The organism is Pandoraea morbifera (assembly GCF_902459575.1).
In the GTDB taxonomy this organism is placed as follows: domain Bacteria; phylum Pseudomonadota; class Gammaproteobacteria; order Burkholderiales; family Burkholderiaceae; genus Pandoraea; species Pandoraea morbifera.
Genome location: NZ_CABPSD010000009.1, coordinates 57,966 through 84,238, shown reverse-complemented (window position 1 = coordinate 84,238; position 26,273 = coordinate 57,966). Strand labels below are relative to the sequence as shown.

General features: G+C 65.7%; 24 protein-coding genes. 15 read left to right on the top strand and 9 right to left on the bottom strand.

Features of this window, described 5'->3' with window-relative positions:
* Window positions 1–47: 47 nt before the first annotated feature.
* Entirely contained in the window at window positions 48–914 is an 867-nt protein-coding gene (locus PMO31116_RS15650; protein ID WP_150567537.1) for a SirB1 family protein, read from the bottom strand.
* Between the two features lie 76 nt (window positions 915–990).
* Window positions 991–2,541, bottom strand: coding sequence for a murein biosynthesis integral membrane protein MurJ (murJ, locus tag PMO31116_RS15645; protein WP_150567536.1), 1,551 nt, complete (start codon window positions 2,539–2,541; stop codon window positions 991–993).
* Between the two features lie 179 nt (window positions 2,542–2,720).
* Here murJ and rpsT point away from each other — a divergent pair, with 179 nt between their 5' ends.
* The gene (rpsT, locus tag PMO31116_RS15640; RefSeq protein ID WP_150567535.1) at window positions 2,721–2,993 is read left to right on the top strand and encodes a 30S ribosomal protein S20; all 273 of its coding nucleotides are present in this window, start codon (window positions 2,721–2,723) and stop codon (window positions 2,991–2,993) included.
* Between the two features lie 331 nt (window positions 2,994–3,324).
* Here the strand turns inward: rpsT and PMO31116_RS15635 are convergent, their stop codons facing one another.
* Entirely contained in the window at window positions 3,325–3,639 is a 315-nt protein-coding gene (locus tag PMO31116_RS15635; RefSeq protein ID WP_150567534.1) for a DUF3579 domain-containing protein, read from the bottom strand.
* A gap of 352 nt (window positions 3,640–3,991) precedes the next feature.
* Here PMO31116_RS15635 and argF point away from each other — a divergent pair, with 352 nt between their 5' ends.
* From argF to PMO31116_RS15620, 3 genes are all read left to right on the top strand, one after another.
* Window positions 3,992–4,918: an ornithine carbamoyltransferase gene (gene argF, locus PMO31116_RS15630; RefSeq protein WP_150567533.1), complete on the top strand. Its 927-nt coding sequence runs from the start codon at window positions 3,992–3,994 to the stop codon at window positions 4,916–4,918.
* 443 nt (window positions 4,919–5,361) lie between these two features.
* Window positions 5,362–5,685 carry a pyrimidine/purine nucleoside phosphorylase gene (gene ppnP / locus PMO31116_RS15625; protein ID WP_150567532.1) on the top strand — a complete coding sequence of 108 codons (324 nt, stop codon included), beginning with the start codon at window positions 5,362–5,364 and terminating at the stop codon, window positions 5,683–5,685.
* Between the two features lie 87 nt (window positions 5,686–5,772).
* A complete protein-coding gene (locus tag PMO31116_RS15620) occupies window positions 5,773–7,083 on the top strand; it encodes a patatin-like phospholipase family protein (protein ID WP_246185322.1) in 1,311 nt (436 codons plus the stop codon).
* On the opposite strand, the gene murB is transcribed toward PMO31116_RS15620, so the two are convergent.
* On the bottom strand, window positions 7,073–8,089 hold the full coding sequence (murB, locus tag PMO31116_RS15615) for a UDP-N-acetylmuramate dehydrogenase (RefSeq protein ID WP_150567531.1): 1,017 nt from the start codon (window positions 8,087–8,089) through the stop codon (window positions 7,073–7,075). The genes PMO31116_RS15620 and murB overlap by 11 nt on opposite strands.
* Before the next feature lie 186 nt (window positions 8,090–8,275).
* On the opposite strand from murB, the gene PMO31116_RS15610 reads away from it, so the two are divergent.
* Window positions 8,276–8,761 (top strand): YajQ family cyclic di-GMP-binding protein, encoded by a 486-nt coding sequence (locus tag PMO31116_RS15610; RefSeq protein ID WP_150567530.1) that lies wholly within the window; start codon window positions 8,276–8,278, stop codon window positions 8,759–8,761.
* A gap of 93 nt (window positions 8,762–8,854) precedes the next feature.
* Here PMO31116_RS15610 and plsY read toward each other — a convergent pair whose 3' ends face one another.
* Together plsY and ybaK are read right to left on the bottom strand one after the other, a co-directional pair.
* Window positions 8,855–9,457: a glycerol-3-phosphate 1-O-acyltransferase PlsY gene (gene plsY / locus PMO31116_RS15605; RefSeq protein WP_150567529.1), complete on the bottom strand. Its 603-nt coding sequence runs from the start codon at window positions 9,455–9,457 to the stop codon at window positions 8,855–8,857.
* Between the two features lie 188 nt (window positions 9,458–9,645).
* Window positions 9,646–10,140 carry a Cys-tRNA(Pro) deacylase gene (gene ybaK / locus PMO31116_RS15600; RefSeq protein WP_150567528.1) on the bottom strand — a complete coding sequence of 165 codons (495 nt, stop codon included), beginning with the start codon at window positions 10,138–10,140 and terminating at the stop codon, window positions 9,646–9,648.
* A gap of 176 nt (window positions 10,141–10,316) precedes the next feature.
* On the opposite strand from ybaK, the gene PMO31116_RS15595 reads away from it, so the two are divergent.
* Window positions 10,317–11,900 carry a class I adenylate-forming enzyme family protein gene (locus PMO31116_RS15595; protein WP_246185321.1) on the top strand — a complete coding sequence of 528 codons (1,584 nt, stop codon included), beginning with the start codon at window positions 10,317–10,319 and terminating at the stop codon, window positions 11,898–11,900.
* Between the two features lie 37 nt (window positions 11,901–11,937).
* Here PMO31116_RS15595 and xerD read toward each other — a convergent pair whose 3' ends face one another.
* Window positions 11,938–12,825: a site-specific tyrosine recombinase XerD gene (gene xerD / locus PMO31116_RS15590; protein WP_150567667.1), complete on the bottom strand. Its 888-nt coding sequence runs from the start codon at window positions 12,823–12,825 to the stop codon at window positions 11,938–11,940.
* Window positions 12,826–13,016: 191 nt separating this feature from the next.
* Window positions 13,017–14,297 carry a tRNA epoxyqueuosine(34) reductase QueG gene (gene queG, locus PMO31116_RS15585; protein WP_150567527.1) on the bottom strand — a complete coding sequence of 427 codons (1,281 nt, stop codon included), beginning with the start codon at window positions 14,295–14,297 and terminating at the stop codon, window positions 13,017–13,019.
* Between the two features lie 8 nt (window positions 14,298–14,305).
* On the opposite strand from queG, the gene tsaE reads away from it, so the two are divergent.
* Together tsaE and PMO31116_RS15575 are read left to right on the top strand one after the other, a co-directional pair.
* Window positions 14,306–14,839, top strand: a complete 534-nt coding sequence (gene tsaE, locus PMO31116_RS15580) for a tRNA (adenosine(37)-N6)-threonylcarbamoyltransferase complex ATPase subunit type 1 TsaE (protein WP_150567526.1) — start codon at window positions 14,306–14,308, stop codon at window positions 14,837–14,839.
* Entirely contained in the window at window positions 14,821–16,287 is a 1,467-nt protein-coding gene (locus tag PMO31116_RS15575; protein ID WP_150567525.1) for an N-acetylmuramoyl-L-alanine amidase, read from the top strand. Before tsaE ends, PMO31116_RS15575 begins: the two co-directional genes overlap by 19 nt.
* Before the next feature lie 122 nt (window positions 16,288–16,409).
* Here PMO31116_RS15575 and PMO31116_RS15570 read toward each other — a convergent pair whose 3' ends face one another.
* Window positions 16,410–17,078, bottom strand: coding sequence for a VTT domain-containing protein (locus tag PMO31116_RS15570; protein ID WP_150567524.1), 669 nt, complete (start codon window positions 17,076–17,078; stop codon window positions 16,410–16,412).
* 374 nt (window positions 17,079–17,452) lie between these two features.
* On the opposite strand from PMO31116_RS15570, the gene mutL reads away from it, so the two are divergent.
* The 7 genes from mutL to PMO31116_RS15535 all read left to right on the top strand — a co-directional run bounded on the left by mutL (window position 17,453) and on the right by PMO31116_RS15535 (window position 26,272).
* Window positions 17,453–19,474: a DNA mismatch repair endonuclease MutL gene (gene mutL, locus PMO31116_RS15565; protein ID WP_425494798.1), complete on the top strand. Its 2,022-nt coding sequence runs from the start codon at window positions 17,453–17,455 to the stop codon at window positions 19,472–19,474.
* 7 nt (window positions 19,475–19,481) lie between these two features.
* The gene (miaA, locus tag PMO31116_RS15560) at window positions 19,482–20,429 is read left to right on the top strand and encodes a tRNA (adenosine(37)-N6)-dimethylallyltransferase MiaA (RefSeq protein ID WP_150567523.1); all 948 of its coding nucleotides are present in this window, start codon (window positions 19,482–19,484) and stop codon (window positions 20,427–20,429) included.
* 433 nt (window positions 20,430–20,862) lie between these two features.
* Complete coding sequence (locus PMO31116_RS15555) at window positions 20,863–21,738, top strand: ABC transporter permease (RefSeq protein ID WP_150567522.1); 876 nt, start codon at window positions 20,863–20,865, stop codon at window positions 21,736–21,738.
* Between the two features lies 1 nt (window position 21,739).
* Window positions 21,740–22,792, top strand: coding sequence for an ABC transporter ATP-binding protein (locus PMO31116_RS15550; protein ID WP_150567521.1), 1,053 nt, complete (start codon window positions 21,740–21,742; stop codon window positions 22,790–22,792).
* A 168-nt stretch (window positions 22,793–22,960) separates the two neighbouring features.
* On the top strand, window positions 22,961–24,025 hold the full coding sequence (locus tag PMO31116_RS15545) for an extracellular solute-binding protein (RefSeq protein ID WP_150567520.1): 1,065 nt from the start codon (window positions 22,961–22,963) through the stop codon (window positions 24,023–24,025).
* Window positions 24,026–24,051: 26 nt separating this feature from the next.
* Window positions 24,052–24,969, top strand: a complete 918-nt coding sequence (locus PMO31116_RS15540; protein WP_223272010.1) for an ABC transporter permease — start codon at window positions 24,052–24,054, stop codon at window positions 24,967–24,969.
* Between the two features lie 106 nt (window positions 24,970–25,075).
* Complete coding sequence (locus tag PMO31116_RS15535) at window positions 25,076–26,272, top strand: M24 family metallopeptidase (RefSeq protein WP_150567519.1); 1,197 nt, start codon at window positions 25,076–25,078, stop codon at window positions 26,270–26,272.
* Window position 26,273 lies beyond the last annotated feature (1 nt).

The following is a 26,273-nucleotide window of genomic DNA, read 5'->3' as shown; positions in this document are numbered from 1 at the left end:
GGCGTTTTTCGTGGCGAACGGCGAAACCGGCGCGCGCGCCGTCGGCGTCAGCCGTGACCGCCGGGACGTCGGCTCAGATCGTCAAGCACTTGCCGGATGGCATCGCCATCCTCCGCTTCCGGCCGGGCACTCAGATAGCACTCAAGATCGTCCTGCGCCGGACGTACCAGCCCGAGCCGGGCGTATGCCAACCCGCGGTCGCGTTTCTCGACGGGATGGTCCGGCAGCACGAGCACCATGCGCTCCTGCACCGCCAGCAAACGCTCCCAACGCTCGTTCTGCGTGTAGATGGCCCGCAGATTGCGCAGCATCCTGGCGAGGATTTCACGCGGCGTGGCGGGCTCCAGAAACGGGTGGAGCAATGCCCATAGGGCCAACTCCTGAATCGGCTCGGCGCTCTCGTCCCGGTAGTGCTTCAGATACGGCTCGACCATTTCGAGCAAACGCTGCGGCGAGAGCGAATTGCCGGAGAGCGGGTCGATGACGACGTCGCCGGCCGGCACTGCCAGACGCAACAGGAAATGTCCGGGGAACGACAGGCCGCGCAGCGGCAGGCCAATCTGGTGCCCGATTTCCATGCACAACACCGCGAGCGAAATCGGAATGCCGCGCCGACGGTCCAGCACGATGTGCAGATGACTGTTGTCCGGGTCGTAGTAGTCGTTCTGGTTGACGGCGAACCCGAGTTCGCGAAAGAAGAAATGGTCCAGCAACTGCAGCTTTTGCAGCGGCCCGGCGTCAGGCGGCAGCCGCCGTGACAGGCGTGCGGCGAGCGCGTCGATCTGGGTGAGCGTGCCCTGCACGTCGAGGTCGGGATAGACGTCCTGCGCAATGGCAATGGCCGCCTCGGTGAGCGGCAGGCCGTCGTCGGACGCGACCAGCGCAGCAAAATACTCGAGAATTCGATTCGCCATGCGGTATCCGTGAATGCTGCCGTGCCGCAGCCGTCAAGCCTCCGGCCATCGCCCATCGGGTTCTGGCGGGACGCGATCAACGCGTGCGGCGGCGGAAGAACGAGAAGTTGAAACCCATGAGGAATAATGCCCCGAAATACACGACGGCGCATAGCACCAGGCTCGCGCCGAGCAACGCAATGCGCGAGAGCGGGCGCGCGCCGAGCGCAACCCAGTCGAAGCTTTGCGTGAACCACAGCAGCGTGCCGGCCAAAATCAGGCAGGCGGCAAGCAGTTGCACGAAGAACAGACGCCAGCCTGGTGCCGGACGGTAAATGCCGCGTTTGTAGAGCCCCGCGAACAGCAGCGCGGCATTCATGCAAGCCCCCACCCCGATCGACAGCGACAGACCGGCGTGTGCGAACCAGCGCACGAACAGCACGTTCGACAATTGGGTGGCGATGAGTACCACCACGGCGATCTTCACCGGCGTCTTGATGTCCTGCTTGGCATAGAAGCCCGGCGCGAGAATCTTGATGAGAATCAGGCCGACCAGTCCGACGCCGTAGGCGGTGAGCGCGTGCGCGGTCATCACGACGTCGGTGGCGTCGAACCGTCCGTATTGATATAGCGTGGCGGTCAGCGGCTCGGCGTAGACGAACAGCCCCACCGCGCTGGGCATCGCGAGCAGGAACGTCAGCCGAAGTCCCCAGTCCAGCAGGGCGGAATATTCCGCGGCATCGCCATCCGCGTGGGCGCGCGACAAGCTCGGCAGCAGGATCGTGCCCAGCGCCACACCCAGCAACGCCGTCGGGAATTCCATCAGGCGATCGGCATACGCCAGCCACGAAACGCTGCCCTGCGCGAGCCGCGAGGCAATGTTCGTGTTGATGATGAGACTCACCTGAGCGACCGACACGGCCAGCGTGGCCGGCACCATCTTCGCCAGCACGCGCTTGACCCCAACGTTGCGGAGCGCGGCAGCAATATTGAGCGTGATGCGCGGAATCATGCCGATGCGTGCGAGCGCCGGGAGCTGGATCAGCAGTTGCAGCACGCCGCCCACGATCACGGCATAGGCCAGCGCATAAACCGGCGTCTCCAGGTGCGGCGCCACCCACAGCGCGGCCACGATGGAGCTGACGTTGAGCAGCACCGGCGCGAATGCCGGCATCGAAAACTGCCGCCACGTATTGAGCACCCCGGCGGCCAGCGTCGTAATGGAGATGAGCGTGATGTAAGGGAACATCACTCGCGTCATGAACACCGCGGCGTCGAACGTGCCGTTCTCGCGCGACAGGCCCGTCGCCACCGCGTAGACCACCGCCGATGCCCCGAGCACGCCGAGCACGGTGATGGCCAGCAGTACCCAGAAGAGCACCGTCGTGACCGAGTCGACGAGGGTCTTCGTCTCCTGTTCACTGCGTTGCGTCTTGAATTCGGCCAGAATCGGAACGAATGCCTGCGAAAACGCCCCTTCCGCGGACAGGCGGCGCAGCAGATTGGGGATACGGAACGCCACGTTGTAGGCGTCGGTCATGGGACCCGCGCCGAACATGCGTGCGATCAGGATTTCACGGACCAGACCGGTGATGCGCGAGAGCATCGTGAAGCCGCTGACCGTAGCGAGAGCTTTGAGCAAATTCATGTTGCGCGTATTATACGCACAGCCTCGCAGCAAAGAAGTTGCAATTTCCGTTGGCCTTCGGCTATAATCGTCGGTTTCGAAGTCAATGGATTGCTTCCTGGCCACCGTGTCTCCCAGGGAGCCGAGCCAAACTGCATAGAAGCCGCATCAGGCGGAGCAATTCAAGGAATTCACCGAACATGGCAAATACCGCACAAGCACGCAAGCGCGCGCGTCAAACCGTTAAGATCAACGCCCACAACTCGGCGCTGCGTTCGCGCCTGCGCACGGCAGTGAAGGCTGTCCGCAAGGCCATCGCCGCTGGCGATCAGGCTGCCGCCAAGGAAGTGCTGCGCGCTTCGGCCAAGACGATCGACATCATTGCCGACAAGAACATCGTTCACAAGAACACCGCCGCTCGCCAGAAGAGCCGCCTGTCGGCCGCCATCAAGGCGATGTCGGCTGCTGCGTAAGTCAGCAAGACACCATCTGTTGCTTGCCGGTTCCGACTACGGTCGGGACACTAAAAAGCCCGCTTCGCGCGGGCTTTTTTCTTTTCCGCGCCAAACGTCGCATCAGCGTGACGCCCCGCTCCTCCCCCTCAATCGTGCCTGCCGTTGATCGCCGATGAACCCCACGACATATCCGGGAGAGCGGCGCGAATGAATGGCCGGAAGCATCGCGAACGGAGAAGGACGAAGGCGGGATGTTGGCCTCAGGACGGCCGGGGCGGCGGGCGGATCGACGGTGAGTCAGGGCCAAAGGCCCGGCACTCACGTCTGGCCGGAAACGGCCAAGGGGGAATTACTTGACGTCGGGGACGATGCAGGCTTCCGTCAGTTGCAAACCGTTGTCACGCGCGAAATTCATCGCGAAATCGAACGCCATCGGCTCGATATCGCGCAGTCGCTCGTCAACGACGACGCACTTGACGTCACCCACCATAATTGGACGCACGTAGGGGGAGTACTGCATGTATGCGTTCGGGCCGGCATTGCTTCGGCCGCAGAACGACAAGACACCGCACAGACGTTCCGCCCAGTCGCTCGGCCGGAACTTCTTGCCATCCCGGGTGATGCCCTGGATGAAATACTCGCGCGCGGAAACCTGGTCGGTCATATCGCTCAATCACCTCAAAAAACACCTGGCCAGCCGTACGCGGGTAGCGTTGCTGACAGAGACAGTATTATATCTTATATAAGACTCAAACCCGTCTCCCCACCACAGCTGCGGACGTTTTTTTCGGTCTTGCCAGCCGTTTTTGGCTGTGCCGCAGCGGGGTCGATGATACGCTTTTCGTGTGACGGCAAAACGATTTGGTAGACTAGGGCCTGTTCCCCCGAGTCCAGCAACCGGCAGAACACCTTCACGCGCCTGATCGGGGGACAGGCCTCAAGGCTTGTTCGTCGTGCCGCAAGCGAGCGAGTTCCCGGCGAACTCCCGCGAGAGCGGCCTCCAGCAGAACATCCAAATGACCACCGCCAAACCCATCAAGCATTACCTTCAGTTTTCGGATCTGACCCTCGACGAGTACGACTATGTGCTTGAGCGCACCCGCATCCTCAAGAAGAAATTCAAGAACTACGAGACTTACCATCCGCTGCACGACCGCACGCTGGCGATGATCTTCGAGAAGAGCTCGACCCGCACGCGTCTGTCGTTCGAAGCCGGCATTCACCAACTGGGTGGGCATGCCGTATTCCTGAACACGCGAGACACGCAGCTCGGTCGCGGCGAGCCGATCGAAGACGCCGCGCAGGTCATCTCGCGCATGACCGACATCATCATGATCCGCACGTTCGGCCAGGAGATCATCGAGCGCTTCGCGCAACATTCGCGCGTGCCGGTCATCAACGGGCTGACCAACGAGTACCACCCGTGTCAGGTGCTGGCCGATATCTTCACGTATTACGAGCATCGCGGCCCCATCAAGGGCAAGACGGTGACGTGGATCGGCGACGCGAACAACATGTCGTACACGTGGATCCAGGCAGCCGAGATCTTCGGGTTCCAGTTCAACATTTCGACGCCGCCGGGCTACCGTCTCGATCAGGCGATGGTAGCGGAGTCGAGCCGCCCGTTCGTGCGCGAGTTCGACGACCCCCGCGAAGCCTGCAAGGGCGCCGACCTGGTGTCGACCGATGTGTGGACCAGCATGGGCTTCGAAGCGGAGAACGAAGCCCGCAAGGCGGCCTTCGCACAATGGTGCGTCAATGCGGATCTGATGCAGCAGGCCAAGCCCGATGCGCTGTTCATGCACTGCCTGCCGGCCCATCGTGGCGAGGAAGTCTCGGCGGACGTGATCGACGGCGCGCAAAGCGTCGTGTGGGACGAGGCCGAGAACCGCCTGCATGTCCAGAAGGCACTCATGGAGTACCTGATGCTGGGCCGCGTCTGACGCGGTTGCGCCACGCCCGGGCCGGTACTCTGCCCGCCCGGGTCGCCCCCCGCCGTCTCGCGTTTCCCTCGCCTCACCAATAGGCTGCACGGCCGCCTTGGTTCCGCTTCATTCTCGCTTCCTTCCCGCGCCGTTCTCACTCCGTTCCCGCCTTGTTCGGGCGACACGCCCGCCCCACCGCGATCAGCGTTCCGCTATCATCCGTGACGCGCCTCCCGTCCAACAAAGACGCGCGCGTTTCATAGCCGCACTGCATCGTCAAATCCCTTCGTCAGAACATTTCGGCATATGCACCAATACGAGGCAAATCCGTTGTGCAATGCACAAAACGCTCCCGGGTGGACGCGCGAAACGTGCTAGCATGAATTCACGTCCGTCCCGCGGGGATGGGCATCTTCACCACTCCATGCGACTTTCCCTCGCATTCAATACCGCATTCGGTCATGACGCAAAACGCAACGCAGTTCGACAACGTTTCTGTAATCAAGCGCGCCAATACCTACTTCGACGGCAAGTGCGTTTCGCACACCGTGTTGTTCCCGGACGGCACGCGCAAGACGCTGGGCGTGATTTTCCCGGCCACGCTCCAGTTCGGCACCGATGCGCCCGAAATCATGGAACTCACGGGTGGACGCTGCCGCATCCGCCTCGCAGGCCAGAGCGAATGGCAGGAATATGCCGCAGGCCAGCAGTTTTCCGTGCCGGGCGACAGCAAGTTCGATATCGAGGTCGTTGAGACGCTCGATTACGTTTGCCACTACGGCTAACCGACCGGCCAGCATCGCGACGGCGCGGGGCAACCGGCGCCATCGCCCTCTCGGCCGGTTCAGCGCGGCCCGGCGCCGCTACTTACTATGTCGCGTCTGCCCCCCCGACCTGCCGAGACCCTTGCCGACGATCCCGACGGCAACGCCACGGCCAGTGATCCCACCGCTTCGGCGCCTGCCGACGAGCGGGCCGAGACATCGCTGCGCGCGAGCGACCCTGGCTCCGATCTCGAGCCGAGCGACGTCCCGCTGCTCCCACCGGACGGCGCCGCATCCCGCACCAGAACACGCACCAAGGCCCCGAAAGCGGCGCGCTCGCGTCGCGGCAACGCCAAACGCAAGGGAATCGACCTCGGGCTTCAGGGCGGCGGCGCGCACGGTGCCTACGCGTGGGGCGTACTGGATAAATTGCTCGAGGACGGACGTCTCGAGTTCGAAGGCATCAGCGGCGCGTCGGCAGGCACCATGAATGCGGTGGTGCTGGCTCACGGGCTGCTCGATCGCCCGGGCGTCGACCCGCGCGAGAAGGCGCGTGAAGCGCTGCACAGCTTCTGGCTGGGCGTGTCGCAGGCCGGATCGTCGGCCACCGCATGGGCGCAAACCGTCTTCAGCTGGCTCAATGGCCGCCCAACGGAGTACCCGGTGTGGCACGACTGGATGCAGAGCATGCAGCAGTGGATGATGCCGTTCTCGCAACCGACCGCGGAGATCAATCCGCTGCGCACGGTGCTCGAGGCGCAGGTCGACTTCGAGCGCTTGCGCGAGAGTACCGCCACGCATCTGTTCGTGTCCGCGACGAACATCCGTACCGGCAATATCCGCATCTTCCGGACGCACGAAATCACGCTCGACGTAGCCATGGCGTCAGCCTGCCTGCCGTGGCTGTTCAAGCCGGTGAAGATCGACGAAGACTACTACTGGGACGGCGGCTACCTGGGCAATCCAGCGCTCTACCCCTTCTACTACGAGACGGTGACGAGCGACATCCTGATCGTGCACATCAATCCGATCGAGCGAAAGGAGAAGCCCGTGCTGCCGGGACAGATCATGAATCGCGTCAACGAAATCACGTTCAACGCGTCGCTGCAGCGCGAATTCCGGGCCATCTCGTTCGTGCACAAGCTGCTCGACGAGGGGTGGCTGAAGCCTGAGTTTCGCAAGCGTCTGAAGTATCCGCTGATCCATTCGATCCGGGCGGACAAGGAGCTTTACGACCTGTCGTCATCGACGAAATTCGTGACCGACTGGCATTTCCTGACAACGCTGCGCGACCGTGGCCGCGAGGCGGCCGCGCGCTGGCTCGACGAGCACTATGCCGACGTGGGTGTGCGCTCCAGCGTGGACCTGCGGCGCGACTACCTGCAGCGGCTGCCCGACGCCACGGCCATCAAAGCATGAGCGGTTCCGGGTCGAGGCGAATGCCGAAGCGCTCCTGCACGCTCGCTTGCACCGCGCGAGCGAGCGCGACGATGTCGGCGCCGCTCGCGCCGCCGCGATTGACGAGCACCAGCGCCTGACGCTCGTGCACGCCGGCTTTCCCAAGCGATTTGCCGCGCCAGCCGCATTGGTCGATCAGCCAGCCGGCGGCCACCTTCCATGAGCCGTCGGGCTGCGCGTAGCCGACCGCTTGCGGTGAGCGCTCGCGCAACGCGGCGAACGTAGCGGCATCGACCACCGGGTTCTTGAAGAAGCTGCCGGCATTGCCCAGTTCCGCGGGGTCGGGCAGCTTGCGCCGGCGAATGTCCACGACAGCGTCGAAGATCTGCCGCGCCGAGGGCCGATCGATGCCGGCCTCGGCCAGCGTGCGTGCCACATCGGCATAGCCGGTCACCGGCTGCCACGGCTGAGGCAGGCGCAACGTGACGGCCACGATGATGTAGCGACCCGGTTCGTGCTTGAAGCAGGAATCCCGATAGCCGAACGCGCATTCCTCACGCGAGAGCGTGACGAATGCACCCGTGGTGGTGTCGAGCGCGCGCACGTGGGCAAGACGCTCGGCGAGCTCGAGCCCGTAAGCGCCGATATTCTGGATCGGGGCGGCGCCCAATGTGCCGGGAATCAGGGCGAGGTTCTCGAGACCGGCACAGCCCTGTGCGAGCGCCCAGTCGACGAAGTCGTGCCAGACCTCGCCGGCGCCGCCACGCACGTAACGGGCGTGGACATCGTCAGCGAGCCGCTCGCGGCCGCGGATCGCCATGCGAAAGACCACGCCATCGAAATCGCGCGTGAGCACCACGTTGCTGCCACCACCGAGCACCAGGCGCGGCACGCCTGCCAGCTCGGGCATGGCCAACGCCTCGAGCAGGGCCGCTTCGCTGTCGATCGTCACGACATAGCGGGCGCTCGCGGGCAAACCGAAGGTATTGAAATCGCGCAGGCTGACGTCGCGTTGCAACTGGAGCATGGAATATGGGAGAGCCAGTGGGCGCCGCCGGGACGGACGCGGGACCGACGGCTGAATTACAATGTCGGGCGAAAGAATTTTGCGCATCATTATACCGGCCGCGCGGCGCGTCCCGCGCCAACGCCGAATGCCTGCGGCATGCCCGTCGTGCCGCTCCACGAACCCTTTTCAATTCAGGAGAGCCAGATGCCATCGTTTGACGTGGTTAGCGAAGCCAACATGGTAGAGGTCAAGAACGCCGTCGATCAGGCCAACAAGGAGATCTCGACGCGATTCGACTTCAAGGGATCGGACTCGCGCGTCGAGCACAAGGATCAGGAACTCACGCTGTTCGCCGACGACAACTTCAAGCTCGATCAGGTCACGCAGGTGCTCGTGAGCAAGATGGCCAAGCGCAACGTCGACGTGCGCTTCCTCGACTACGGCAAGATCGAGAAGGTCAGCGGCGACAAGGTCAAGCAGGTCGTCAAGGTGAAAAAGGGCGTGGAGGGCGATCTGGCCAAGAAGATCGTGCGTCTGATCAAGGACAGCAAGATGAAGGTGCAGGCGAGCATCCAGGGCGACAGCGTGCGCATCTCGGGCGCCAAGCGCGACGATCTCCAAAGCGCCATCGCGCTGCTGCGCAAGGACGTGACCGACACGCCGCTGGACTTCAACAACTTCCGCGACTGATCGTCGCGGTCGCCTGTCTCGCGGGCCGGCAGACACAAAAAACCCGCAGCTTCACTGCGGGTTTTTTGTTGGGCGTCGACCGGCCGGCCCGGCTCACTTCTTTTGCCCGATGCGACTTTCCTTGCCGGCGATCAGCTTGCCGATGTTTGCGCGGTGACGATAGATCAGCAGGATCGCCATGACGATGACCGCCGGCGCATACGGCCCGAATCCGAACATGAACACGTAGTAAAGCGGCGCGAACACGGCGGAGACCAGCGCGGCGAGCGACGAGTAGCGGAAAAAGATCGCAATGATGAGCCACGTGGCGACCACGGCGAGGCCGAGGATCGGATCGATGGCGATCAGTACCCCGGCCGCCGTCGCCACGCCCTTGCCCCCGGCGAAGCGCAGGAAGACCGGGTACAGGTGACCGACGAACACCGCGAGCGCGACCGCCGCGAGGCCGAAATCGCCCACCCCCCAGGCGTCGGCGAAGCGCTGCGCCAGATAGACGGCCAGCCAGCCCTTGAGGGCGTCGCCAACCAGCGTGAGCACGGCCGCTTTCTTGTTGCCGGAGCGCAGCACGTTCGTGGCCCCCGGATTGCCCGAGCCGTAGCTGCGCGGGTCCGCGAGGCCCATGGTGCGGCTGACGATCACCGCAAAGGGAACCGAGCCCATCAGATACGCAAGGACGATAAAAACCAGTGTGGCCATGAACTTCGTGAGTGAGGAGAATTTGTGATGGGCGCCATTCTACTTGAGCGGCCCCGGCGCCCCATTCTGGCAAACACGGGGTTGCGCCAGCGCCCAAAGTCCCAGGGCGACGCTCGTTACCGCCAGTGTTGGCCCGCGCACCGCGAGCCGAGACGCGCGACGCGCCGAATCGCCGTAGCCGCAGGCGCTCAATCGTCGCTCAAGGCGCAGTTGACCGGCTTCGCACCCAGTGCGTTGAGCAGCACCTGCGGCGCAATGCCGACGAGATAGCCGCGACGTCCGCCGTTGATGTAGATCTTCGGCAAGTCGAGCACCGACGCCTCCACGTACACCACCATCGCTCGCTTGGTGCCGAACGGCGACGTGCCACCCACCATGTAGCCCGAATGCCGCTGTGCGACTTCCGGCTTGCAGGGCTCGACGCGCTTCGCACCGATCTGACGGGCAAGGTTCTTCGTGGAGACCGTGCGGTCGCCATGCATCAGCACGATCAGCGGCTTGGCCTTGTCGTCTTCCATGACGAGCGTCTTGACGACGGCGTGCTCGTCCACGCCGAGCTGTCGCGCCGACTCGCCGGTCCCGCCATGCTCGACATACTCGTAGACGTGCTCGGTAAAGGCCACTTGCTTTTGCTTCAGAAACTGCGTGGCCGGCGTTTCCGAGACATGTTTGGTCTTGCTCATGGGCGCCTATTGTAATGAAACCCGTCGTGCGTGCGGTGACATCATGCGGCCGCGGCCATCGGGTGCCGCACTGCCGATGCTCGTCGGCGCTCCCGGCATTGTCCGACGTCCCTGTCCCTGTCTTCGCTGACCGTGTCTTCGCTGTCCGATGGCGCCGGGCGCATTACAATGCGCCCATGTCAGCCCCTACCGACACCTCAGACGCCCCCGCCATGCCGGACTCGGACCCGTCAGTTGCCGCGTTGCTCGCGACGCTTCCCGCCCGCATCGACGCCCTGCCCGCGCGCATTGCCTCGAACGCGCCCGCGCGCATCGCGCTGATCGACGACTTCGGACGGATGACCTACGGCGAACTCGCGAACGCCGTGGCCGCGAGTGCGGACCGACTGCGCGCGCATGGCGTGCGTGGCGGCGATCGCGTCATGATCGTTGGCGAGAACGGCATCGCATATGTGGTGTTGCTTCTCGCCACGGCGTCGCTCGACGCATGGCCGCTGCTGTGCAACGCCCGCCTGTCGTCCGCCGAGCTAAGCGTGATCCGCGCGCATGCGCGCCCGCGCTGTGCCATTTACACGATCGACGCCTCGCCCGACGCGGCTGCCCACGCGCGTGCCGACGCCGCGAAGGTGGCCTGGACCGAACTCGCGCTGGGCGCCATCGCAGTGTCCGACGTCGACGACGAGAGTGCCGCCGAGCCCGTCTCGGCAGACCCGGCGACCCAATGCGCGGCGCTCATCTATACGACGGGCACGACAGGCACGCCGAAGGGCGTGCGCCTGTCGCATCGCAACCTGATGTTCATCGCCGCGGTGTCCAGCACATTGCGGCGCGTGAGCGCCGACGACATCGCATACGGTGTGCTGCCGATTTCCCACGTCTACGGCCTCACGTCGGTGTGCCTCGGCACGCTCTACGCGGGCGGCACGCTCCGACTGGCCGCGCGCTTCAGCCCGGAGGCCGTGCTCGACTCGCTCGCCCACGACGGCCTGACCATCCTGCAGGGCGTGCCTGCCATGCACGCCCGCCTGATGGCGCATGTGGCGACGCAGGGGGTACCGCTGGTCGCGCCGCGGCTGCGTTTCGTCTACTCGGGCGGCTCGCCGCTCGACGCCGCGCTCAAGGCCCGCGTCGAAGCGTTCTACGGCCTGCCGATCCATAACGGCTACGGGCTGACCGAGAGCAGCCCCACCGTGTCGCAGACGCTGCTCGATGCGCCGCGCGACGATTGTGCCGTGGGACCGGTCATCCCGGGCGTGGCGGTGCGGATCGTCGATCGCGACGGCCGCGACGTGCCCGACGGCGAGGTCGGCGAACTGTGGGTGCGCGGCCCGAACGTCATGCTGGGCTACTATCGCGCACCCGAGCTGACGGCCGCCGCCGTGAGCGCCGACGGTTGGCTACGCACCGGCGACCTGGGGCGCCGCGCCGCCGACGGCGCGCTTTTTCTCGCCGGACGCGCCCGGGAACTGATCATTCACTCCGGTTTCAATGTCTACCCGATCGAGGTCGAACAAGCGCTCGCGAGCCATCCGGACGTGCTTCAGGCCGCCGTGCTCGGTCGCGAACACGAAGGGAACGAACAGGTGATCGCGTTCGTGGAGGCACGTCCGGGCCACGTCATCGACGAACCGGGCCTGGCGGCGTGGGCAGCGCAGCGCCTCGCGCCGTACAAGCGCCCGGCACAAATTCGGGTGCTCGACGCCCTGCCCGCCGCATCGACCGGCAAGGTCCTCAAGCACAGACTCAAGGCATTGCTCTGAGGGGCCTCGCGCGGCACCTTGGCGTGCCCGCGCCCGATCAGCCTCGCGGGTGATGCTGCGCGTGCAGCGACTTGAGACGCTCGCGCGCGACGTGCGTATAGATCTGCGTGGTGGAGATGTCGGCGTGGCCGAGCAACAACTGCACCACGCGCAGGTCGGCGCCGTGATTGATCAGGTGCGTGGCGAAGGCGTGGCGCAGCGTGTGCGGCGAAAGCGGTGCGCGAATGTCCGCCTGCAAGGCATAGCGCTTGATCAGATACCAGAAGGCCTGCCGCGTCATGCCCTCGCCACGCTGGGTAACGAACAGCGTGTCGCACGCGCGCCCGGCAAGCAGCACGCCCCGGCTCTCGGCCAGATAACGCGTGAGCCATCCATTCGCCTCCTCGCCGAACGGCACGAGCCGCTCCTTCGCACCTTTGCCGAAAATGCGCAGCACACCCTCGTTCAGGCCCACTTCGATGGTCTTGAGCGAAACCAGCTCCGACACGCGCAACCCGCTCGCGTACATCAATTCGAGCATGGCCCGGTCCCGCAGGCCAAGCGGCTGGGTGAGATCGGGAGCGGCGAGCAACGCTTCGACCTGCGCTTCCGATAATGTCGAGGGCAGCCGCTGCGCGCGCTTGGCCGAAGCGACGCGCAGACACGGATCCTGCCGTGCGATGTGCTCGCGCAAGGCCCATTGATAGAACCGCTTGAAGACCGACAGACGCCGGTTCACGCTGCTCGCCAGACTGTCGCGCCGCCACGCGAGGTAGGCGCTGAGTGCCGCCTCGTCCACGCCGTCGAGCGACGTGTCGCGGGTCGCAGCCAGCCACTGCGCGAAAAGACGCAAGTCGCGCCGATAGGCGTCGAGGGTGTTGCGCGAGAGACCGTCTTCGAGCCAGAGCGTGTCGCAGAACTGATCGATGAGCGAGGCGCTGCGAATGTAGGTCGCGCCGTCGGCATCGAAAGCGAGCGCGGCGGCCTCGCGGTCGTGCCCATCAGGAGGGTCGGCATCCGCGGCGCCGAGCGCTGCCTGTTCGAAGGGTTCCCCGGCCTCGTCGAACGGGTCGGGGGCCGCGCCGAAGTCGTCGTCAGCCTCGTCGTTGACGTGCACCGGCGGAGGTGTGCGCTTGGTCAAACGGTGACTCCTTCCTGAGCCAGCGCCCATTCGATGTGCTCGCGCACCAGGGCACTGGGATGATCGCGTCGCGCGAGCAAGGCGTCGCGCAACGAGGTCCGGGCGCCGGCGTCGGCCGTCTCGCGCAAGGCATTGCCCAGCCCGACCGCCAGATTGCGCAGCCACCGCTCATGACCGATGCGCCGGATCGGACTGCCGGCCAGTTTCTGCGTGAAGTCGGTTTCGCTCCATGCGAACAGCTCGACCAGCGAGGCGCGATCCAGACCGTTGCGCACCGCGAAATCGGGAACCGAGGCCGGTTGCGCGAATTTGTTCCACGGACAATAGAGCTGGCAATCGTCGCAACCGTAAATCCGGTTGCCCATCTTCGCGCGCAACGGTTCGGGAATCGCGCCCTTGTGTTCGATCGTCAGATATGACACGCACAGCCGCGCGTCGACACGAAAGTCCTCGGTGATGGCGCCGGTCGGACATACGTCGCGGCATCGCCGACACTGCCCGCAGTGTTCGCCGCGCTGCAACGCCCTCGCCCCTGCGTCGCCGCGCGTGCCATGAGTATCGCGAGGCTCGATGGCTGCGTCGACATCCACCGGCAGCGGCAAATCGATCAGGATTTCGCCGAGGAAGAAGAGCGACCCGGCGTCGCGCGAAAGCAGCAGCGTATGCTTGCCACGCCAGCCGAGGCCGGCCTTCTGCGCGAGTTCGACTTCGAGGATCGGGGCGGAATCGGTAAACGCGCGGTACCCAAACGGCCCGATCGACTCGCAGATCCGGTCGGCCAATTGCTGCAGGCGATTGCGCACGACCTTGTGATAATCGCGCCCCCGGGCGTAGAGCGACACCACGGCTTCGCCCGGCACGGCAGCGCGCGCGGCCTCGCGCTCGCGCCAGGTCGCGGTGTCGGTGTCGCTGGGCAGGTAATTCATGCGCACGGAAATCGCGCGCACGGTGCCAGGCACCAGTTCGGCGGGGCGCGCGCGCTTCATGCCGTGCGTGGCCATGTAGTCCATATCGCCATGACAACCGTCGTCGAGCCACTGTTGCAGGCCCGGTTCGGCGTGCGAGAGATCGGTGTCCGTGATGCCGACCTTGTCGAACCCCAACTCACGTCCCCACTCGCGAATTTGTGCGACAAGCGCGCTCAGGCGCCCGGCATCGAGCGCGAGAGATGTCGCATTGTCGCGCGATGACGACACTTCCGAAGCGTTCGGAGGCGTCGATGGCTCGACTTGTGCGGCGGTAGCGGGGAAAATCACGGAAGCTTTCATCGACTCCATTTTACGCAATGCCCGCCATGTCCGATTCTTCGGCGCCGCCCCCGCTGGGCGAGCGCGTTTTCGCGTTGCCGGACGAAACCGCGACCGAAGCCTTCGCGGCGGCCCTCGCGCGCGTGATCGTGGCCCGCATGACGCACACCGACGCGGCGCATGCGGGCCTTCACGTGCAGCTCTCGGGCGATCTCGGCGCGGGCAAAACCACGCTCGTGCGGGCGCTGCTGCGGGCGCTGGGGCACACGGGACGCGTCAAAAGTCCCACCTACGCACTGTGTGAACCCTACAACATCGACACACCCCATGGCGTGTTGCCGGTCTATCATTTCGACCTGTACCGCTTTGCCGATCCGGCCGAATGGCATGACACGGGCTTTCGCGAGCACTTCTCGGGAGACGCGCTGTGTCTGGTCGAATGGCCGGAAAAAGCCGAAGGCCTGCTCGGCACCCCCGATTTGCACCTTTGGCTGGAACCCGTGGGCAACAGCCGCCGTCTGACGACGAGCGCCTACACGCCGGCGGGTCTTGCTTGCCTGAACTCATGCTGATCAAACGCTTTGCCCGAACCGATGACGCCTCATCGCCCAATGCCGGCCGACGCCGAGCACTGCGCGCGGGCGCATCCACACTGATCCTCGCCCTAGCCGGACCCCGCCTCGCGCGCGCCAATGCCATCGTGGCAGTGCGAGTCTGGCCGGCCAAGGATTACACGCGCGTCACGCTCGAGACGGACAATCCGGTCAAGTTCCAGCAGCAGTTGATGGAGAGTCCGAACCGTTTTGTGATCGATCTCGACGAAGTCGATCTGAGTCCGACGCTGCGCGATCTCGTCTCCAAGATCCAGCCGAACGATCCGCAGATCATGCAGGTGCGCGTGGGGCAGTTCAAGCCCGGCGTGGTGCGCATGGTCTTCGACCTGAAGGCCGGGGTGAAGCCCCAATCGTTCACGCTGCCGCCGGTGGCCGGCTACAAGTACCGCACGGTGTTCGACCTGTATCCGGCCGTCGAGCCCGACCCGCTCATGGAGTTGCTCGCGAAGTCCAGCCGCAAGGCCGAGGCGCTCGCTCAGAACCCGCCGCCCGCCACTCCGGGTGCGGGCGCGGGGACGGGCACTCCGAGCACGGACGAGAGCGAAGCGTTCTTCCAGCGTTATGCGCAGCGCGAGCCCGGCCCGCGTGTGTCACGTCCGACGCCGGCGCCGGACAGGACGCCGCCGCTCGCCCAGCGCGGGAACGAAAGCGACGACGGCCTGCCCACGCCGCCCGCGCGCGGGCCGAAGACGGCACGCCTGCTCACCATCGCCATCGACCCCGGTCATGGCGGGGAGGACCCCGGCGCGATCGGCAGCAGCGGCACGTACGAAAAGGTTGTGGTGCTGCAGATTGCCAAGCGGCTGCGCGAGAAGATCGACGCCCAGCCCAACATGCGCGCCATGATGACCCGCGACGCCGACTTCTTCGTGCCGCTCGGCGTGCGCGTCCAGAAGGCGCGCCGCGTGGACGCCGATCTGTTCATGTCGATTCACGCCGACGCCTTCACGTCGCCGTCGGCCAACGGCGCCTCAGTATTCGCGCTGTCGGAGCGCGGCGCGACGAGCGCGACGGCGCGCTTGCTGGAGAAGACGCAGAACGCTTCCGACCTGATCGGCGGCGTGAACATCAAGACCAATGACCGGGCAGTGGCGCACGCCCTGCTCGACATGTCGACGACCGCGCAGATCCGCGACAGCAAGGTGTTCGGCACGGCACTGCTCGCCGAGATCGGCACGGTGGCGGACCGCCTGCACAGCAAGCATGTCGAGCAAGCGGCCTTCGCCGTGCTCAAGGCCCCGGATATCCCGTCGGTGCTGGTCGAGACGGCCTTCATCAGCAACCCCAGGGAAGAACAGTCGCTGAACGATCCCGCCTACCAGGAACGGCTCGCCAACGCCCTGCTCAAGGGCATCAAGGCCTACTTCGCGAAAAATCCCCCCCTCGCGAAGAACCGTACGGCCTGACACCGAACGGCAAGGGCAAAGCAAAATGGCGCGTCCGGGTTTCCGGATGCGCCATCTTTTTGCGGGTCATGCCGGGCGCGGTGCCGGCCCGATTCGACCGGCCTGCGCCGCGGTATGCCTCCTTATTCGCCCTGACGTTGCGGCTCGCGGCGACGACCGCGCGCGAACATCTTCCAGAGCGCGCCGAGCGCGATCGGCACGACGGCGGCCGAGATACCCACCAGCACGATGACGTTCAGGTACTGCTTGACGACCGGCAGGTTGCCGAACAGGTGGCCGCCACCCACGAGCAGCGCGACCCAGATGGCCGCGCCGATCACGTTATAGAGCTGGAAGCGTGCCCACGACATGGCCGACACGCCCGCCACGAACGGGGCGAACGTGCGCACCACGGGCACGAATCGCGCGATCACGATCGTCTTGCCGCCGTGGTGTTCGTAGAAGTCGTGAGTCTTGCGCAGCGCGTCGCGATCGAGAAATCGCCAGTTCTTCTCGTAGACGCGCGGCCCGATCTTCGAGCCGATCCAATAGTTGAGCGTGTTGCCGGTCACCGCCGCGATGAAAAGCAGCGCGCCGAGCAGCCATGGATCCATGGCGCCGGTGGCCGCGAAAGCGCCGCCGATGAACAGCAGGGAATCGCCGGGAAGGAACGGAAACAGCACCAGCCCCGTCTCCACGAACACGATCATGAACAGGAACAGATACACCCAGTTTCCGTACTGATCGATAAACACCCCCAGATGTTTATCGATATGGAGCACCATCTCCAGCAATTGCACCAAAGTATCCAAGACGATTCCTCAAGATAAAGGACGCCGGCCCGTCCCTGCGGGCGCACGACGAGTCGCATCATACCAGCGCGGCCGTCGGGCGTCGTTAAGTCTGCATGACGGCCGGGGCAGGCCGGGTCACGCGTTTTTCATGCCATCTCGCGTCGCGTGCCGACGCGTCCGTCCGCCCGCCCAACCTTCCCACGGTTTCCCGCGATTTGTCGCGATTTCCCGCGATTTCCGACGGTGAGCGGCCAGGCGGTTCGGGTGGATCGGACGGGACGATCTTCCGCCGACACCTTCGCACACGGAAATTAGTTGCGAATTAAGAGGGGTATCGCAGGCTGAAACGCCCGGGACCAATGTCTTTGAGGGCTGCCTTTATAATGGTTCCCATGTCTGCCACCCCGACCCCCGCTCCCGCAGCGCAAGACCCGGCCGCCGTGCCCGTCGACGCCACGCCCGACGCTCCCGAGCGCCGCCCCGGCCCCATGCCGGCGGCCCTCGCGCCGGCGCGCGCCATTCGCGTGCTTCCCGACCAGTTGATCAGCCAGATCGCCGCCGGCGAGGTGGTCGAACGCCCGGCTTCCGTGGTCAAGGAATTGCTCGAAAACGCCCTGGACGCGGGGGCTCGCGCCCTTCAGATCAAGCTCGAGGAAGGGGGTGTGCGCCGCATCGCCATCACCGACGACGGCGGCGGCATGTCAGCCGAACAGTTGCCGCTCGCGCTCACCCGTCACGCCACCAGCAAGATCCGCTCACTCGACGAGCTCGAATCGGTGCTCACCCTCGGGTTCCGGGGCGAGGCGCTTGCGTCCATCGCGTCAGTCGCCCAGCTCACGCTGTCGAGCCGGCAGATCGACGCGCCGCACGCGACCGCGATCGACGGCAACACCGGTGCGCTGACGCCGGCGGCGGGCCCCGTAGGCACCACCGTCGACGTGCGCGACCTGTATTTCAACACCCCCGCGCGCCGCAAATTCCTGAAGACCGAGCAAACGGAATTCGGCCATTGCATGGACGTGATCCGCCGCAGCGCCCTGGCGCGCCCGGACGTCGGCTTCTCGATTCTGCACAACAACCGCGCGGTGGAGCACTGGAATGCGTCGGATGCGGCCACGCGCGTTTCGCGCGTGCTCGGCAGCGACTTTGCCGATGCCCATCTCGCGCTCGACGAAGGGGCGGCCGAGCTTCGCCTGTCCGGTTTCGTCGGCCTGCCCACGGCCAGCCGAGGCCGTGCCGACCAGCAGTTCTTCTTCGTCAACGGCCGCTTCGTGCGCGACAAGCTGCTCACGCACGCCGTACGCGCTGCCTACGAAGACGTGCTTCACGGCGATCGCTATCCCGCCTACGTGCTGTATTTCGAGCTGCCGCCGCAACTCGTCGACGTGAACGTCCACCCATCGAAGATCGAAGTGCGATTCCGCGACGCGCGCAGCGTGCACCAGTTCGTCTTCCATGCCGTGCAGCGTGCGCTCGCGCGCGCAGCCGGCAGCGGCGGCGCCACGCACGCCGCGCACCTCACGGACACCGGCGGCCTTGCCGCCGGTCCTGGCGCCATCGCGGGCGTGGGGGGCTTGGGGGGCGCACGCCCGAGCGGCGGCTTCGGCACGCCCGGGGGCAGCAGCTGGAGTTCGCGCGTGCAGCAAGGCACGCTGCCGGTAGCGCAGCCGCTTTCCGTCTACGACAACCTGTTCGGACGCGCGGCGCCGCCCGCACCGCGCCCATATGGCCAGCCGGGCCAGCCGGGCGCCACGCATGCCTCGGACGCCCCGGCGGCGCCATACGGCAATGCGAGCGGGCCCGGCGACACACAGGACGCCACGGCGCCCGACCAACCGCTCGGCTTCGCACTCGGACAACTGCACGGCATCTACATCCTGGCGCAGAACGACCAGGGGCTGGTGCTCGTCGACATGCACGCGGCGCACGAGCGCATTCTTTACGAGCGCTTCAAGCAGGCGCTGCTCGAGCAACGCGTACCGGTGCAGCCGCTGCTCATTCCGGTGACATTCTTCGCCGATCCGGTGGAAATCGGCACGGCCGAAGAGCATCAGGAAACGCTCACCGCGCTCGGCTTCGACCTCGCGGCTATCTCCCCGACGACGCTTGCCGTGCGCGCCATTCCCGCGCTGCTTGACGGCGCCGACGTGCAGGCGCTTGCACGCGCGGTGCTTGCGGACCTTCGCCAGTACGGCGGCTCGCGCGTGCTCACCGAGCGTCAGCACGAACTGCTGGGCACGCTCGCGTGCCATACGGCCGTGCGCGCCAACCGCCGCCTCACGCATGAAGAGATGAACGCGCTGCTGCGCCAGATGGAAGCGACCGAACGCGCCGACCAATGCAATCACGGGCGCCCCACCTGGTACCAGCTCACGCTCGGCGACCTCGACAAATTGTTCATGCGCGGACGTTGAGCGGTTCATGAAGGCACACTCCCCGATCGTTTGCCTGCTGGGCCCAACGGCATCCGGCAAGACCGCCGCCGCCCTGGCGCTCGCGCAGGAGACACCGCTGGAGATCGTCAGCGTCGATTCCGCGCTCGTCTACCGCGAGATGGATATCGGCACGGCGAAACCCAGCGCCGCCGAACTGGCCGCCGTGCCGCATCACCTGATCGACATCATCGATCCGCGCGACGCCTACTCCGCCGCGCAATTCCGCGAGGACACGCTGCGGCTCGTCGACGAAATCGCTGCGCGCGGACGTCGCCCGCTGCTCGTCGGCGGCACGATGCTCTACTACAAGGCGCTCACGCAGGGCTTGTCGCCGCTGCCGTCGGCCGACGCCGCCGTGCGCGCCAGGCTGGACGAAGACGCCGCGCGCATTGGCTGGCCCGCGATGCACGCCCGGCTCGCGAGCGTCGATCCCGCGACGGCCGCCCGCCTTGCCCCGAACGACGCGCAGCGCGTTCAGCGCGCGCTGGAGATTTTCGAGCTGTCGGGCAAGCCGATGTCGCAATGGCTTGCCGAGCAGGCGCAGACGCCGCGCACGTCACCCGGGCATACGTTCGTGCCGGTGGCCCTCGAGCCCGGCGATCGCTCGGTGCTGCACGCGCGCATTGCCGAGCGGTTTCGTCTGATGCTCGCAGCGGGCTTCGTCGACGAGGTCGAACGCCTGCGTGCGCGCGGCGATCTCGATCCCGGCTTGCCGTCGATGCGCTGCGTCGGCTACCGACAGGTGTGGGAATACCTCGACGGCGAAACGGACTATGACACGATGCGCGACAAGGGCATCTTCGCCACGCGTCAGTTGTGCAAGCGCCAGCTCACGTGGCTGCGCTCGATGCCTGAGCGCCACATCGTGGACTGCACCGCCGCCGACGCCTCACAGCGCGCACTCGCCACCGTGCGCGCTCTCTGGCAAGACTGAAATGCGGCGGCCCCGCCGCCGCGCCCACGCCGACCGCTTCCATTGCGTTTCCGCTTCGGCGGCTACCACCGCGTCCGTCACGTCCATCGCTCCCTCGCTTCTGTCGCTTCTGTCGCTTCTGTCGCTTCTGTCGCTTCGGCGGCTTATCCCACTTGAACCACCGCAGGCGGCTGGCCCGACCGGACGCCCGGCGAGGCTTACCGACGACACGCCGCGTTGCTCGCCAAGCTGCATTCCCATTGCATTCGCGCGCCCTTCCACGGTGCGAAACAGGCACCAGCAGGCACCAGCAGGCACCAACAGGCACCGCCAGACTCGGTTGAAACCCTGACAGCTTTCCGGTTTGCATGTCGATTTTGATATGCTAATTTGCATATCAACGTTTCGATCAATGCAAATTTGCATCGAATCCACGATACGGGGAAGGACGTCAATGACGCAGACTTCGATGGAGCCGAGTGGGATCACGGGCAACGTGCTACCGCGACCCGCCGGTCGGCCGCGGCGTGTACCGCTCGCGGCTTGGGCCGTGCGCGCCGCGGTGACGCTGATCTACCTGTTCATGCTCAGCCCGCTGATCTTCGTGGTCTGGCTGAGTTTCTTCAAAGACGCGATCATCACTTTCCCGCCCAGTGGTTACACGGTCTCCTGGTATCTGAACGCGTGGCGCAATGCCGCGTTTGCCGACGGCTTCCTGCTCTCGCTGCAACTGGCCGCCTGCGCCGCCATTGGCGGCGTGATTCTCGGGGTTGCCGCCTCGCTGGCGCTCGCGCGCTACCGCTTTCCGGGCCGCCGCACGCTCGGCAACGTGCTCCTGCTGCCGTTGGTGGTGCCGGGCATCGTTGCCGGCATCGCCACCTACCTCTTCTACCTGCGCGCCGAAAACGCGCTGGACATGGACATCGTCGGCACATTCGGCGGTCTGGTCATCGCGCACATCTGCCTGACCATTCCGTGGACGATGCGACTCGTGGGCGCGAGCCTGGCGCAAATCGACGGCACCATCGAGGAGGCCGCGCGCAATCTCGGCGCGGGGCCCTGGCGCACGCTGTGGCGTGTCACGCTGCCGATGCTGCGCCCCGCCATCGTCGCGGCGGTGCTGTTCAGCTTCATCGTGTCGTTCGAGAACCTCGAACTCACGCTGCCGCTGGTGGGCCCGGGCAAGACCACGTTGCCCATCGCGATCATGCAGTACCTCGAATTCAATCTCGATCCGACGATTGCGGCGGTCTCCGCCGCGCAGATCGTGCTGCTCGGCATCGTCATGCTGATCACCGATCGCTTCGTCAAACTCAGCCAGGTGATCTGACATGGCCAACGTTTCGCTGCGCGGACTGCGCAAGCAATACGGCACCGCCGCTGCCGTGACGGACTTCTCGCTGGAGATCGCCGAAGGCGAACTCGTCGCGTTCCTCGGCCCGAGCGGCTGCGGCAAGACGACCACGCTGCGCATGGTGGCGGGCTTCGTGGAGCCCACGGCGGGAGAAATCTGGATCGGCGGCAAAGAGGTCTCGCGCCTGCCTCCCCATCGCCGCAACACGGGCATGGTATTCCAGCGCTACGCCCTCTTTCCGCACATGACCGTGGCCGAGAACGTGGCGTTCGGACTGGAGATGCGCCGCGTATCCAGCGCCGAGCGCGCCACGCGAATTCGCGAAGCCCTCGACATGGTGCGCCTGTCCCAGTTGGCCGACCGCTACCCGCGCCAGCTCTCGGGCGGTCAACAACAGCGCGTGGCGATCGCCCGCGCGCTCGCGATTCGTCCCGACGTATTCCTGCTCGACGAACCGCTCTCGAACCTCGATGCCAAGCTGCGCACCGAAGTGCGCGAGGAAATTCGCGCGCTCCAGAGACGCCTGGGCCTCACCACGATCTTCGTCACCCACGACCAGGAGGAAGCGCTCGCGATTGCCGATCGCCTCGCGGTCATGCATGACGGCTGCGTGCAGCAGATCGGCACGGCCGACGCGCTCTACGAGCGACCCGCGAACCCGTTCGTGGCGAACTTTCTCGGCAAGATGAATTTCCTCGCCGGTCAGATGCACGACGGTCACTTCGTGACGGCCCGCGGCGAGCGCCTCGCGCTCGCAAGCGCCACTCCGGACGCCCGCACGCTCGGCATTCGCCCCGAACGTCTGCGCCTGTGCGACGCACCGGCACACGACGAGACGGCCCTGCCCGTCACGGTCGATCAGACAATCTATCTGGGCGCCACGCTGGAGCTGCGCCTGAAGAGTCCGCAAGGCGAGACGCTCGTGGCGCATGTGCCCAATACGGCGCGCGACGACGCAGGCCGTTACGCCCCGGGACGCGCGCTCAAGGCCTGCTTCGCGAGTACGGACTGTCTGTTCTTCAACGCCTGACGACCGCCGACCGCACTGGGTCGCCACGATGGGCCGCTTCGATGCGATAACGCGCGGCGACCTTGCCGACGATCCGATATCCGTAACGCACGCACCACACCACCACACGAAGGCTTCTCGCTCCATACCCCGGCCAGTCGCCTGGCCCACGCTACGAAGGATGACGACATGACGCACGCTCTGAACCGCCGCACGTTTCTGAAGACCGCTTCCGGCCTGGTGATCGCCCCCGCGCTGGGTCTCGACGCCCTTTCGGCACACGCCGCCGCCGCGTGCCCGAACGTGGTCGTGGGCACCTGGGGCGGAGACTACCTGAACCTGCTGGAGCAGAACATCGGCAAACCGATCATCGAGGCGGCCGGCGGCAAGGTCACTTACGATTCCGCGGGACAGGTCGAACGCATGACCAAGCTGCGCGCCGAAAAGGCCTCGCGCCGCGGCTCGCTCGACGTGGCGTGCCTGGCCGATCTCGACATGTACGACATCAACCGCTCGGGCATTCTCGAGACGGTCGACGTCAAGCTCGTGCCGAATCTCGCCAATGCGCTCGACGCCTTGCGCCGCCCCTACTCGATTCCGCACATCTTTAGCGCGATGGTGATCGTGTACAACCCGGAAAAGCTCGGCACGAAGCCCGACTCGTTCACGGCCGCGCTCGATCCGAAGCTCAAGGGCAAGGTCGGGTTCTCGGACATCCTCTACAACTTCAACGTGGTGAGCAGCTCGCTTGCGGCCGGACACAAGGACGGCGACATGGCCGGCGGCGTGCAATTCCTGCGCGAGCTGCGCAAGACGCAACAGCCCAAGGTGTATCCGTCGAACGAAGCGGTGGCCTCGGCGCTCAAGAGCGGCGACATCTGGTTCACCTGCATGTGGAAGGCGCGTGCTTTGCAATGGAAGAAGGCCGGCGTGCCGATCGACTACGTGGTGCCCAAGGAGGGCGCGGTGCCGGTGACTTTCGAGGCCGCCGTGCCGAAGAACTCGCAATCCAAGGTGTGCGGCTTCAACTATCTGAACGCGATGCTCGATCCGCGCGCGCAGATCGGCTTTGCCGAGACAATGGGTTACGCCCCGACGGTGAAGAACGCCAATTTGCCGCCGTCGCTGCAGCAAAGCGTGGGCTTCACCAACGACGAACTCGATCGCATGGTCAAGCTTGATTACGCACGCTTCACCGCCGACAAGCCGGCGCTGCTCGATTTCTGGAACAAGGAATTCAAGGTGGGCCTGTGAATCTCGCCGCCCCGCCCGAGCCCTCGATGACCTCGCCCGCCGCCCCGCCATCCGCGCAAGCCGCCCGGGCCGCCACCGCACGCGCGGTGCGCGGCGCGCTCACCGGGGGCTCGCTCGTCACGCCGGCCACGTTCGTGGTGCTGTTCGTGATCGTGCTGCCAGGCCTGCAACTGGTGCGCTACAGCTTCAACCGGTTCGATCCCGTCGACATGATGCAGGCGGCGCTCACGGCCGAGAACTACGTCAAGTTCTTCACCGACCCGTATTACCTGTCGGTGCTGTGGACGACCATCAAGATCGCTTCGCTGTGCACGGCGCTCGCGCTCGTGTTCGGCTTTCCGGTCGCGTATATGCTCGCCCGCACGCAGACCCGCTTCAAGAGTCTGCTGGTCATGCTGCTGGTCTTCCCGCTGCTCGTGGGCAACGTCGTGCGCGCGGCCGGCTGGATGGTCATGCTCGGCAATGCCGGCTTCGTCAATTCGCTGCTCGTCTCGCTGGGCATCGTGCCGCAGCCGGTGCGATTGCTGTACACGCCGTTCGCCGTGGTGGTGGGCACCACTGCCGTGGTGCTGCCGTACATGATCCTCACGCTGCAAAGCGTGCTCGAAGGCATGGACTTCTCCGTGGAAGAGGCCGCGCGCAATCTCGGCGCCACCTTCGGACAAACGCTCCTGCGAGTGATCCTGCCCATGGCGGCGCCGGGCATCGCGGCCGGCACCATGCTCGTGTTCATCCTGTGCATGAACGCCTACGCGACACCGGTCCTGCTGGGCGGCACCGGCATCACGATGATGACGCCCACGATCTACGACCAGATCGCCAAGGCGAACAACTGGCCCTTCGGCGCGGTGCTCTCGATCGTGTCGATGGTCGTGACCTTCGCGCTCGCCATCGCCTCCCACTGGGTCATCCATCGTCGCTACGCGAAGACGATGATGACCTGACGCTCCCGACGCGTTCCCGACTCGCTCCCGGCGGCAGCGCGGCACTGCCGCAGGCATTTCCGCCGGGCCTTCACAGACAGCGCAGCCGCCTCACAAGGATTTCGCCATGCCAATACTCACCGATGCCACCCGTCAGTACCGCCGCAGTCTCATGAACGACCTGATGGACCGCACGCGCGTCGATGCGCTCGTGTTCACCGCTGCCGACTTCTTCCAGTGGGCCACCAACTTTCACGTCGACGTGCAGACGTGGGAGCGTCCCATCGCCGTATGCGTGCCGCGCAACGGCGAACCGTTTGCCGTGATGAACGAGCTCTCCACGCACCACCTGATGATGGCCCGCGAGCGCCACCATCTCTGGCTGGATCCGGCGCGCGTCACACTGTACGCCGAGCACCCGCGCGTGACGCAACGTCAGCCGCTGCTTGCCGAGGTGCCGACGCTGATCGCCGATGCGTTGAGCGCGGCCGGGCTGGGCGGCTCGCGCATTGGCGTCGACGCCGCCGGTGGCCCCCTCGCGCGCGCGGGCGCCCTGCTGCCCGACGTGAAGCTCGTGCCGATGCTCGCGCAGATGCGCGGACTGCGCTGGGTCAAGCACGACGAAGAGATCGCCATCATGCGCGCGGCGGCCGAACTGGCGGACTGGGTGCAGGAGCGCTATCGCGAGAACATCCGCCCCGGGCGTCTGGTGCAGGAGCTCGATTACTCGATGGCCGCGCTCATGGTCACCGAAGGCGCGAAGCGCTTCCCGGGCGAGAACCTCGAAGTCATGCGTTGCTGGACCCTCTCCGGCCCGGCCTCGGCCTCGCCGCATGGCGACGGCGCATCGTGCGGCGCGCGCATCCAGGCCGGTGACGGCATGGTGAACATCGTGATCCCGCGCCTGAACGGGCTCGTCATCGAGAACGAACGCACGTGGTTCTGCGGGAAGCCATCGAGCGAGCAGGCGCGCTTCTACGAGGTCGCGCGCGCGGCCAACGAAGCCGCGGTGGGCGCCGCCGTCACGGGCAAGCCGGTCTCGGGCATCGACGCGGCCGCGCAGGCCGTCATCGAGAAGGCCGGCTGCGGCGAGTTCATCCGGCATCGCACGGGACACGGCATGGGCATCATCGGCCACGAATACCCCGACGATATGGCGTTCAACCATCGTCCGCTGCTCGCCAACGAGGTCTACTCGGCCGAACCGGGCATCTACGTCTACGGGCTGGGCGGATTCCGCCTGGACGACTCGGTGGTGACGGGCGACACCCCGCTGATGCTCACACGCACGCCGCGAACGCTCGCGCACGCCACGATCGATTGAA